The organism is Streptomyces minutiscleroticus, assembly GCF_014650875.1.
Taxonomy (GTDB): domain Bacteria; phylum Actinomycetota; class Actinomycetes; order Streptomycetales; family Streptomycetaceae; genus Streptomyces; species Streptomyces minutiscleroticus.
Genome location: NZ_BMVU01000112.1, coordinates 1 through 11,550 on the forward strand (window position 1 = coordinate 1; position 11,550 = coordinate 11,550).

At 67.0% G+C, this 11,550-nt stretch carries 11 protein-coding genes and 1 pseudogene; 6 read left to right on the top strand and 6 right to left on the bottom strand.

The window, feature by feature from the left end; translation table 11 throughout:
- From IE271_RS43005 to IE271_RS39120, 6 genes are all read left to right on the top strand, one after another.
- Positions 1–714: hypothetical protein (locus IE271_RS43005; protein ID WP_229919927.1), on the top strand; the 714-nt coding region annotated here is incomplete at its 5' end.
- 689 nt (positions 715–1,403) lie between these two features.
- A complete protein-coding gene (locus IE271_RS39100) occupies positions 1,404–1,943 on the top strand; it encodes a Pycsar system effector family protein (protein ID WP_190195205.1) in 540 nt (179 codons plus the stop codon).
- 23 nt (positions 1,944–1,966) lie between these two features.
- Positions 1,967–2,626, top strand: a complete 660-nt coding sequence (locus tag IE271_RS39105; RefSeq protein WP_190195206.1) for a Crp/Fnr family transcriptional regulator — start codon at positions 1,967–1,969, stop codon at positions 2,624–2,626.
- Positions 2,627–2,728: 102 nt separating this feature from the next.
- On the top strand, positions 2,729–3,535 hold the full coding sequence (locus IE271_RS39110; RefSeq protein WP_190195207.1) for a nucleotidyl cyclase domain-containing protein: 807 nt from the start codon (positions 2,729–2,731) through the stop codon (positions 3,533–3,535).
- Positions 3,536–3,589: 54 nt separating this feature from the next.
- Positions 3,590–5,854, top strand: coding sequence for a hypothetical protein (locus IE271_RS39115; protein WP_229919929.1), 2,265 nt, complete (start codon positions 3,590–3,592; stop codon positions 5,852–5,854).
- Positions 5,851–6,552, top strand: coding sequence for a hypothetical protein (locus tag IE271_RS39120; protein ID WP_229919930.1), 702 nt, complete (start codon positions 5,851–5,853; stop codon positions 6,550–6,552). Before IE271_RS39115 ends, IE271_RS39120 begins: the two co-directional genes overlap by 4 nt.
- A gap of 359 nt (positions 6,553–6,911) precedes the next feature.
- Here the strand turns inward: IE271_RS39120 and IE271_RS39125 are convergent, their stop codons facing one another.
- The 6 genes and pseudogenes from IE271_RS39125 to IE271_RS39150 all read right to left on the bottom strand — a co-directional run.
- Positions 6,912–7,343 (bottom strand): DUF8825 domain-containing protein, encoded by a 432-nt coding sequence (locus IE271_RS39125; protein WP_190195208.1) that lies wholly within the window; start codon positions 7,341–7,343, stop codon positions 6,912–6,914.
- A gap of 823 nt (positions 7,344–8,166) precedes the next feature.
- Complete coding sequence (locus tag IE271_RS39130; protein ID WP_190195209.1) at positions 8,167–9,102, bottom strand: ParB/RepB/Spo0J family partition protein; 936 nt, start codon at positions 9,100–9,102, stop codon at positions 8,167–8,169.
- Positions 9,099–10,304 (bottom strand): ParA family protein, encoded by a 1,206-nt coding sequence (locus IE271_RS39135; protein WP_190195210.1) that lies wholly within the window; start codon positions 10,302–10,304, stop codon positions 9,099–9,101. Before IE271_RS39135 ends, IE271_RS39130 begins: the two co-directional genes overlap by 4 nt.
- Before the next feature lie 180 nt (positions 10,305–10,484).
- The gene (locus IE271_RS39140) at positions 10,485–10,760 is read right to left on the bottom strand and encodes a hypothetical protein (RefSeq protein ID WP_190195211.1); all 276 of its coding nucleotides are present in this window, start codon (positions 10,758–10,760) and stop codon (positions 10,485–10,487) included.
- A 150-nt stretch (positions 10,761–10,910) separates the two neighbouring features.
- Positions 10,911–11,405, bottom strand: a complete 495-nt coding sequence (locus IE271_RS39145; protein WP_190195214.1) for a hypothetical protein — start codon at positions 11,403–11,405, stop codon at positions 10,911–10,913.
- A pseudogene (locus IE271_RS39150) lies at positions 11,366–11,550 on the bottom strand (IS5/IS1182 family transposase); the annotation flags it as partial. The pseudogene IE271_RS39150 and the gene IE271_RS39145, both read right to left, overlap by 40 nt.

The window sequence follows — 11,550 nt, forward strand, 5'->3', positions numbered from 1 at the left end:
GGGTACTTACGTGGTGCAGGCATGGTGCTCGTGGATCTCCTTCGCCAGGATCGTAACCCTGGCATCAGGGACTCCACGAATCTCAGTACAGCTCACCTCCGCCTTCAGCAACGGCTGCTACGCGGCGGCGACCTACGCCTCACCATCGACGGAGCAGAAGCGGGATCAGGCACGCTACCTGCTACAGGGACCGCAGAAGAGTTGCGCCACATCGAACACCTATTGCTGTACCTGTCCGACCTTGACGTTGTTCAACGGCACTGTGAGACGTACTTTCCAGCTCCGCTGACTTACACCGGGCAAGAACGGATCGACTTGCGCGTTGCCAGGCTTCTCATCGAAGGACGTTGCGTTGCCTATCCCTTCGCTCAGACGTTCACCTGCACTCTAAACGGCAGGGACGACCCCGGGCTGAGAGCTCTACTAAGGGATCAACCACAGGGGCTGCGCGTCAGCCCGCCGGGCTTCGAGATCACCCTGGGTGAACACCATCTGGACATCGGTCGAGTTAATTTCTTCCACACCCGGATCCGGATCGAAGAGCGAGAGGCGGTGCTCACTGCCCTGAACGCTCATCGGGCGAAGGGTCACAAGATCACACTTCGTCCTGAAGGTGGAGAGTCCTTCCGGATCTACCTCGACGGCGTGACCGATGATGGGACGCCGCTGGTTCCTACGCCGCTTGGACTCGATGGTTTGAAGGAAGCCAAGTGAGTCGAGTACCTCCGAGCGTCGGCGATGCCGCCGGTGCCCGCGCCCGAACCACAGGGTCTGAAACGCGAAAAACAGCTCCGGCACGACGCCGATCGTGCAAAGCATCCGGTCGAACCGCAGCGCCGTTGGATAAGACGACAGGTCATGCATACAGGGTGAGGCCGTCATCTCGACGTCGGTCCACACCAGCACGTCGCCGGTGTCGAGTTCCCACAAGTCCTTCGTTTTGTCCGGCGGGATGCTAGCCCACGCCCTCGGCCCCGAACGTTTTGATCAGCTTCATCGCCACGTGTCTCAGTCCGCCGAAGCTGATGATGCAACCGTCTGCCCAGGGCCAGCCTCCCATCGCCTGAGCGACACCCAGGTAATAATCCCCGCTCTCGTCTCGGCGTGGCCCTAGCCGGGACGAGCCTTGGGGCACCGGTGGACGAAAGTCTGGTCGATGCTCTCGGCACCCTGCTGCAGATCACGCTGATCTGCTGGCTGCAGCAACGGCGGCGTACCGTGCCAACCTCGGCAGACGGGCAAGGACAGGCCGCGGCTTCGCGGCTCAGATGGGCAGATGTGGTGAGCCTGCGGTGTGACAGGTGCAGCACTCGGCGTGCCTTGCGGAGGGCACACACGTGGACACAAGTCCTGCACGGTGAGAGGGCACGGCAACAGTGCTGCAGGAACGGAGGAGGAACATCGTGTCCGAAGCAAGCGGGAACCACAGTTCGCCTGCTATGTCGGTAGTACGCCAAAGGCTTGAGGCCCGGGCCGGAGAGATGTTTGTAGAGGTGCAGCGGGCAGACGCTAAGGCAACAACGTTGTGTGGCGTCGCTGGCGGCCTGATGGCCGTCGACGTTGCAGCGCTGTCAGCTCTGCGCGGGGCGACCTCAGCATTACCCGTTGCCGTCCTGGCGTGCACAGCCGTTCTTCTCGGCATGGCGCTGACTGCGGCGCTCTACGCCGTTCGCCCAGTTCTTCACCGCGCTGTCGGTCCGACAGCCTTCGGAGCTTTCTCCTCCAACCAGCACCGGCCGGAGGAGATCATCTCGGCTTTCGCCTCCATGAATTCCGAGCAGGCTATGCGGGCGGAAGCTGAGCGACTGGCGCTGCTGGCAACTCTGGCGCGGCGAAAGTTCCAGGCCGTCAGGCGGGCAATCGACCTGACGGCAACCGCCGTCGTAATGGCCGGAATTGGACTATTGAGCATGTACATACCACTTGAGAAGATCGCGATGTAACGGCCGCCATATTCGGGGGGAATATGTACCAATCGCACGCCTCCGTCATCGGTGAACGACTGTGGTCGCAGCTGTGCGGCTTGGCCCCCGACCGCGTTCGCCCCGCCAGAAGTGTGCTGCTACGGCAGGGGGACCCGGGAACTCATGTGATCCTGCTGGTCTCCGGATCGGCACTGGTGACGCTGACTGGGCCGAACGGGGAGCGGACGCTGCTGGCCGTACGCGGGGCTGGCGAGTTGTTGGGCGAGTTGGCCGTCCTGGACAACCAGCCACGCACCGCCACGGTCATCGCTGCCGAGACGTGCCGTATCCGCATCGTTCCGGCCGATCTCTTCCTCGCTTATGTGGAGGAGAACGACCTGCTCTCGTGTCTGCTACGTCATGCCATTGCCCGGGTCAGGGAGTCGGAGGCGGTCCGACTCGAACTGGCTACGGCGTCCGTGCCCCTGCGTCTGGCCTCGGCTCTGTCCCGGCTGGTCGATGCCGCTTCCGCGAATGCCTCGGGGGTCGTCGTACGTCTGACGCAGACGGAGCTGTCCGAGATGATCGGCGCTTCGCGCAACGCGGTGGGCAACGCGCTCAAACCCTGGCGCGAGCGGGGCTGGGTGACGACGACGTCTGGCGGCGGACTCCTCATCCGCAACATGCGTGCGATTCTGTCGCAGGCCCAGGCCCATCCGTGACGGGAAGCACGGTGTGCGTGCCCACTGGTGGGCAGCAGTAGCAGTTCTGTCCGATCAGCATGGGCACCTCCTGACCGCCGATGCTGAAAGGACGGTGCCCTAATGGTTGCGCCGCTGCCCGAGCAGACCCAGGATGTGCCCGCCGAACTCGCCCTTCTGGCAATCGACATGGAGAAGTACAGCCAGATCCCCGAGGCCGGCATGGATGCCGTGCGATGCGACGTGGACGACATCCTGACGACAGTGCTCGCCGAGTGCCAGCTTCCCGCCCTGGATGAGTTGCCGGGGTACAAGGACAGCGGCGACGGAGGCATCCTGCTGTTCCCCGCCTCGCTGCTGGCCCGACTCGTGGACCCCTTGCTGGGCCGGCTCGATGCGGCCCTGCAGCGCTACCGGCGGCAGCAACTGACCGACAGCCCATTGGTCAGGCTGCGGGTCAGCGTGCACGTCGGCCCGCTGTCCGTGCCCCGCCACCGCGGCGATGCCATCAACGCCACGGCCCGTCTCCTCAACAGCCAGGCTGTCCGTGAGGCACTGGCCGCCGCGGGGGATAGCGGTGGCTTCCTCGCAGCAGCGCTGTCCGAGATCGTCTACCAGCGCACTGTGCAGGCCGGACGCACACCAGGCCTGGGCAAGCACCACTTCCTCGAGGCCGTTGCCAGGGTCAGCGACAAACCCGACTTTGAGCAGCCCTGCCGAATTCACGTGCCGAACTTGACCGGCCCGGCCGTGCGGCCCTACCTCACGGACGCCCTGCCGCTCACCCCTGCGCCCGCCGCCCCCGAGCCGGCAGAGGCGGCTCCGTCAGCGGGCAGCCGAGGCGGCACGTTCAACTTCCACGGGCAGGTCAGCGACGCCACGATCACCGACTACATCCACAACATGCGCATTGACCGGCGCCAACGTTGAGGCGATCCCGGCTCCCTCACCGTCCACCTTGCCCCATCCACCGTGGAGTTTCCCATGTCTGATGCCTCGTTCGACTCTCCTCAGCCCGAACCCGGTCCACTGCCTGACGAGAGCACCGCGCAGCAATCCAACGGCGTCGACGGCAACTGGCTGACGCGCCGATGGCGCCCGAGCACCGACGTTCCCAGCTCTCCGCCTTCGACATCCGACAGCCCCGTCTCCCCCTATCCCATGCCGCCTTCCCCGTCCGAGTCCATCCAGGACAGGCCGCAGTTGCGGGAGACCGCCGGTGGAGACACGCACCTGCACGGAGACGTCGACGTCGTCGCCGGCGTCATCGAGGAGCTGAACCTGCAGACCCGAACGCAAGATCTGTTGGACGGCATCGTGATCGACCGGAAGCAATTCCTTGGCCAACCGTTCGTACGCAGCGCCCACTGGGACAGCGCCTGGAACCAGACCGTGGACCCCATTAGCGGCCGTTTACGCCAACCAGTGACGATCATCGTGGCGCCCCGCTCCTGCGGCTCTACCACGTTCGCCCTGCGACTGCTGACCGAGCACACCGTCGATCACGCCTCGGTGATCAAGCTGGAGGCGGACTGGAACACCCCCAGTACGGGACGTCTCCCCTTCGAAAAGGAGCACGCCTACCAGCTCGACCTCAAGCACCCGGAGAACGATCAGCCGTCAGCCGATTTCCTCGACGCTCTGTCGCAGCACGCCACTCGTCTGCGCGGCCTCCGCTCCCATCTGGTGCTGACCGTGGCACAGACCTTGTGGAAGGACCACCGCCTCGGTGACCGCGACGGCATCCATGTGATCCACCTGCGGGAGGCACCCGACGCCGAGCGTATGGTCACGGCGCATCTGCGAGCCCACGGCTACGACGAGCTGACCACCTCGCTGCTCTCCTTCCCCAAAGCAACAGCCGCCTTGCGCGGGCTGACAGCAGTGGCCGCCATGCAGGCAGCGCGTACCGCCGTCCTGGCCTGGAAGGAACACTCCCGCCTGTCGCAACAGCCGGCTTGGGCCGACGGCCCGAGCGAGCCGCAGATGAGCCTGGAGGAGCGCATCACCGCGGCGCTGACCGACTGGCGTGACCGCCTCGACGAACTGTTTGGCGACATAACCAGCACGCGCAACCCCGACAACCCATCCCTCCCGGTCGAGGACCGTTGCCTGCTGATAGCGCTGGCAGTACGGCAGTCCGCCCCCATGCCCGACGTGGCCCGCAGCGCGGCCGCTCTGCTGAAAGACATCGGACATGCCCCTGTCCTTCCTGGTGCCACAGCAGGATCCGGGGTGATCCCCAGCGTCCTGGCCGGGCGGGGCCTGCGCCGACGCATCCAAGACGTCGGAGCCCGGGTCGACATGCAGGACACGGTGGTCTTCGATCGGCCCACCTACGGGCGCGCCGTGCTCGAATACGTCTGGGACAACTACGACGTCATGCGCGAGCCCCTGCTCACCTGGCTGCTCGCCACGGCGCAGAGCGCCGATCCGGACGACCGGGCCATGGACGCACTGGCCCAGCTCACCATGCGGCACGGCACGATGGACTACCTCATCACCCTCGGCGACCTCGCCCGCACCGACCACCCTGAAGTACTGGGCACGGTCATGGAGAGCGCCGTACGCAACGAGCACATCGGACGCCTGGCCTGGGAGGCCCTCTACCGGTGGGCCGAACAGGACGGTTACGCGCCCACTGTGATCGCTTTGTGCCGGCGCATTCTGGAGGACTCCTCTGCCGCCTCCGCCGACACCAGGCGAGCCATGGTGCGTCTGCGGCGCGTCGCGCACAAGGCCGGCGACAACTCCGTGCGCCAACGGGTGTTGGACGCCTTCGAGGCACTGGTCCAGCAGCCCACGGCTGCACAGCGCCTGGTGGATGAGGTACGCGGCTGGCAGCACGGCAAGGTCTCCGCTCGCAGCGGAACTCTCGCCTTCCTCGCGCTGATGAGCGCCGAGCGCGACGGCACACCGTGGCTCGCATCCGCGCCTCCCCCCGGGATCGACGTACAGCGAGCCGTGCACGACCTGCTCAGCTCCCCGGAGACCACCGCTGAAGTCATTTCCCGCCTGACCGTCTGGATCCGCGCCAGCGCCACCGACTCCGACGCCTACACACGACTGCGCGACCAGCTCCTGCCGGCGCTGCGCGGCCACAAGATGTTCGACGCCGGCATGAGCCTCATGCAGGAGCTGCGCGACATCTCCACCACCGAGGGCGTCAGCGTGGCTGATGACTTCTACGACCACCTCGTCGACAACCGTCTGCACAACGTCTTCCCGCGGCCGGGAGACAACACATGAGGTGGCCCTGGCACTGCGCCCCACGCACCAGCACCTCCATCCAGCCCCGCACGCTGCCCAGCGCCACCGACGGCATCGCCTTCGAAGCCGTGTACACGATCACCTGGCGGCCCAACTGGCGCACCCAACCCCATGCAGAGGAGGCCATACGCACGCACGTCCACAGCGCAGCGGCCCGGACCACAGAGCGGCTGGCCGCCACGGACCTGCCCGCCGCACAGGACGCCGTCAACGCCGCACTGGACGCACTGTCCCCCCCGGGTGCGCATTACAGGCTGCTGGCCGCCCACGCGGACCTGGCCCTGTCCCCCACAGCCCGCGAAATGCTGACCCAACGGGCAGCGGACGAACACCGCGTGCGCCGTCTGCGGTTTTTGAAGGAGAACCTCTACGACCGCCCCGACCTCATCGTCGTGGACCAGCTCGAGCGCCAGGTCCCCGGCGCTCTGAGCGACGGACACGTCGCCGAACTACAGCGCCTGGCCCGCCTGATCAGCTCCTGCGACCGCTGGTGGTTTCCGGTGCTGCAGCAATGGGAGAAGGTCGGCCAAGGATTCACGGACACCGGCAAGCAGCAGCAGGCCATGCTCGTCCTGTACGACGCGCTCAAAGCCCTCAACGGCGGCAGCCTGCCGGACGGCATCATGCCCCCGGAAAGTCCCGGCACCAGTGCCACAGCATCGCGGGCACACCCATGAGACTACTTCTGTGGCGGGTGCTGCTCGCGCCGCTGACCAGCTGGCGAGCCTGGCGCATGCAACGAGACAGCACAGCACCCCTGTCCTACGACGCCGCCTGGCGACGGGCCCGTCTGCACCGCTGCCCCGACGAGATGGTGTACCGACTACACGGACACCAATCCCCCACCACCCCAGCCACGGAAGACCCCCATCACAACAGACACCGACCATCCGGACCCGCTTGAAGGACAGCCTCCGCACTACTGGCACTGCACAGCGGTGCACCGTTGTCCGCTGCTCGGCCCAGTATTCGCTCACCCGGAGCGAACCGCAGGCGCTTGTCCCGCGCGGAGATGTACGGGGCAGGCCGGATTTACTCAGCCGGTCAACGTCACGTCGTCCTGTGTCGGCCCGGGCGTCTCCACCGGCACCACCGGCTGCGCCTCGGGCAGCTGCTTGAGCGCCTGCCGCGCTTCGTATCCGGTCGTGCCGGTGCACCGCTTCCAGTGCGCGTGCTGGTGAACCTCGGTGGCCTTCTCCCGCCACTGCTGCCACAGCCGGTCATAGGTGGCCGCCTGCTCCGGCGTCCAGCCCCCGGTCGCCGGCCGGGACGAGCCGTAGCCCCGTAGACCGCCGCTCTGCTCCGGCGCCTGCCACCCGTCGTGCGGTTCCCGCGACCACGGCAGCGTCGCCTGGAAACGGTGCAGCTCCGCGTGCAGCTCGGCTGCCTCACGCTGGGCGGCGATCAAGTCGGCCGGGAAGTCGAACGGATCAAACGGGGCATCGGTGCTGTCGGCGGCATCGGTCATACGAGCGAGCCTAGTCCTCACCTCGGACGCTTCCCGTGATGAGCGCCCCTGGACAGTTCATGGGTCGCGCCGGAGCTCCAGCAGGTGGAAGGACGCGCCCCGGCGCTCCCCGGCAGTGCTGCGGCCGGCCCTCAGGAAACCGGCCGCAGCCCCACACCACCACACGCGCACAGGAGCATTCCGTGCACCTACCAACTCCCCCGGCCCCCCGACGGCAGGCTCGCCCAACAGGGTGATCATGCGAGCAGCCCCGGCCGAAGGGGGATTCCGGCCGGGGCTGCGACGTGATCGCAGGAGGGGCGGTCGCCTACGCGGCGAAAGGCATTGCAGGGCTTCAGCCAAACGATCGTCCCTGCAAGCAATAAGTGAGGCCCGGGGACACTGTCCCCTTGGCGTTATCGGTGCCGCTGGCCCCACCGGAATCGGTCCGACTTGGACCCACGTAAGTGTTCGGTTCCGGCTTGAATCGGCCCCACGGGTAGCCGTTCACCCTGTTCAGCGGCGGGGCCAGTTCTGAGCGGAAGTAGCTGCGCCCGGTTTGTCCTGGAGCCGCGTCAGGCCGGAGAGGTGGAGCCAAGTGCGCCGATAACGCCATCCCCTCCTACGACCACACCTGTCCCAACACAGTGCAGCGTGCGGATGTTCCCGACCTTGCTGCCAGCGCGGCCAGTCTCAGTTGGGCCTGCTTCATGGACGGATCCACGCTCTTCTAGTGCTCTTGGGTGCTTACGCCGTAAGCACCCAAGAGGGCACTTCCTTGCTCGCGGTTCGCCTTGTGCTTGGGCGCGGGTGGGTGCTTACGCCGTAAGCACCTCGTGAGAGGTCACTGCATGAGCAGTTCGATCAGCTTGTCCACCTGCTCAGGTGTCAGGCGGCTACGGAGATCGCGTGCCAGCGTCTGCAGTTCGGAGTCCGCGTCGGCTACGTCCTTCGCGGGGTGCCTGCCTGCTGCTTCGTTTGTCGGGGAAGCGGCCTTGTCTGTACCGGACGGTGCGGATCGCCTGGGCTTCTTCGTTCGCTCACGCTTCTTGGCGGCGCGCTGCTCCAGAGCCTGTTCGGCGGCGCTGTGCTGCTGCTGTTCCGGCAGCTGTCCGACACGGCGGGCGACGTCGAGGGGGAGGGTCTTTTCCGAGACGGCGGTCTTGAGCTCGGGGGTGAGGTTGAGCAGGGCCAGCCTCTGGGTGACCCACCCGCTGGACTTGCCGAGGGACCGGGCGACCGCGCGCTGGGAGCCGTGCACGTCGACCAGGCGCTGCAGGGCCCGTGCCTCGTCGAGCGGCTCGAGGTCCTCGTGCTGGACTGCTGCGGTGAGGGCGGTCTCCAGGAGAGTGTCGGCGTCCTGGGCGAGGGAGTCGTCGATGTGTACGGGGATGTCGTCGAGGCCGGCGAGCTTGGCGCCTGCGAGGCGGCGGTTGCCGTCGACGACGACGTAGTGCACTGCCGCGAGGTCTGCGGCGTGGTCGGGGTGGGCCGCCAGGAAGGCGGTGCGCGTGACGACGGTGAGGGGTTGGATGATGCCCTTGCCCGCGAGGCTGTCCGCCATTTCCTCTATGGCCGCGAGGGTGGCGCGCGGGTTGTAGGGGTTGGGCGCCAGCTGGTCGACGGGGACGCGCGGGGTGTTCTTGTGCTCCGCGGCAGTGTCGGCCGGCGGTGTGGTGGTCTGGCCGGCGAAGGCGGCGAAGCTGGCGGCGCGACTGCTCATGGGCTGGGCGACGGCGTCGAAGGTGGCGGATCCGCCGAGAGCGTCGGCTTTGCTCATGTCAGTCTCCGGGCGATCTCGCGCATGTGGTGGGCCTGGTCGGACTCGGGGGAGTAGGCGAGGAGGGCTCTTTGGAGCCGTACGGCTTCGCGTTGTTCCTTCAGGTCGCCGATGACGGCGAGGACGGGCGGTGAGCCGAGGCTCTTCCACTTCTCCAGGGAGGAGGTGGCGATGTAGCCGCGGCGTGAGTCGTACTTGTTGACCACCAGGCCGAGCTGCTCGACCTCGATGTCGTAGTCGCCGGTGAGGGACACGACCTGGTTGATGAGCATGCCGTAGGCCTGGGCGGAGGTGTCCTCGGCTTCGACGGGGATGACCAGGCCGGAGGAGCCGGGCTTCTCGCCGTCGCGGCGGCGGCCGTAGTAGATGGCGGCGTCCATGGCCAGGCCCAGGCTGGGCGGGGAGTCGATGACGATGACGTCGAAGTGCTCCTCCAGCGGTGCCAGGGCCCGTTCGAGGGCGGCGTGCCGGGGGCCGCGGAACATGGTGAGGCCGGAGTCGAGCAGGAAGGCGTCGAACGCGGCGGGCAGGATGCGCAGCCGGTCGCCGAAGCGGGCTTCCTCTATGCCGACGGTGAGGTCGATGAGAGGGGTCTGCGCCTGTTCCCGGTTGAGCATGTGGGTGATAAGGCTTTCCCGTCCGGCGGGAATGGCCTTGAGCCCCAGCTGATGGGAGAGGTGTCCTTGGGGGTCGTAGTCGACCATGAGGACGCGCAGCCCCTGACGCGCGGCGGCCCGGGCCGCTGCCGCGGCACCGTTGGTCTTGCCTGCCGGCTCGCGAGGGGCTTCCGCCAGCGCCTGGGCCAGGCCGGCGGTGACGGCGGTCTTTCCGACGCCGCCCTTCTGGTTGCAGACGATGATGCGTCGCGTGGGGGCGGCCTCGTCGTCTGCGGGGTTCTGCTCGAGCCAGAGGGCGACGGCTTGGGCGAGGCCCTGGATGTAGGAGACGCCGCGGGCGGCGCAGTCCTGTTTGAAGAGGTCGTAGAGGCCTTCGGGCAGCCAGGTCCCGAACGATTCGGCGCCGGCCGTGTCGACCGAGGGGAGCGGCTCGGAGTGGGCGCGCCACGCCTGGATGCCGTCGGTGACGGCGTCTTGGACGTCGGTACTGAGCTGTGCTGCCCGGACCTTGAGGGCTTGGCGAAGGGAGGCGGGCAGCTTGGATACGAGCTTTTCCCGCTCACCTCCGGATGTCGGTGATGCCATGCGCGGCAGCATACTGCCGTCGAAGATCGATAGATGACAGGCAGGGCGCAATTTTCGCCCATCCTGACGTTAGTAGCTGCATGTTGTGATGCTTACGGCGTAAGCAGTCGCGGGCCGGGGTGGGGTGGGGCGCTTACGGCGTAAGCACCCCTGCGGCAGCGGCAGTCCGCCCGCAAGCGGCTATAGGGCTTCTTCAGCCACTACCTTCTCCGCCGCGACCTCTTCCGCCGCTGCCTTCTCCGGATTCGCCACGATTTTCCGCGTCCACGTCACCGTCAGCCCGACCCGCTTCGCCAACACCGGCGCCTCAATGCCGCAGTTGGCTGCCGCTCGAAGCGCACGGTTCCTGCGCTCCAGCATCCGCCGCTTTCCCGCCTTGCTCGTCACCTGACGTTCGATCGTCACTGCCACGGCAAGAAGCAGTCGGCCGACGACGTCGTTCAGCTTCGTCTTCATGGCGTCCCCTGAAGGTCACAGTTGCGCGAACCCGACAGTTCACGGTCAGGTGGGGAAGGGCGGGCTACAAGAGCGCAGTGGGGCGCACGCAAAGCGCCCCTCGTAGCCCAAGGGCGGGCATGAGGGGCGCACGGGGCGGAATGACGCGGCCTACTCGTGGGCTTCGTCTTCTTCCGCCAGTTGCGCAGCCAGGGCGTTGAACGCGGTGACGTACTGGTTGGCGGCCTTCAGGTAGGACGGGTCCGGCTTGACCGTGTAGGTCTGCGCCGCCCCGTTCCCGAAGGTCACGTTGATAACGGCAGCCCCCTTGTTCTTCCGGCCAGTGGCTGCCGCTGTGACGCCTGCGGTGGCGACGCCGGCGATGAGTCTGGTCGCAGTCCAGGCCTTGTGCGCGCCGGCGTTGACGAACTCGGCCGATCCGCCCTTGATGGGCCCAAGGGGCGTTTCGCCCATCTTCGATGCGGGCCACAGCTTCAGCATCGCGGCTGTGTTCAGCGTGGTCTCGGCCGGGTGCGAGCGGCGCCACTCCTTGAGAGCGTCCTTGCCGGCCTGCCGTTGCGCCGTGGCTTCCTCGCGCTGCTGCTTCTTCTCGGCCTTACGGGCAGCTTTCTCAGCCGCCTTCTCCGGATCTTTGTTGAAGAGCACGGTTCCCCCTTCCGCAGATGAGCGTAGTCGTATCCCTTGTCGCCGTGGAGCTTGGCGGGCTTGCGCCGGCGCGGGCCGCGGCGGGAGCGGACGGGCGGGATACCGCGCACGAGCGGCTCCAGGGCCTGGCTGTCGTGCAGGTTGG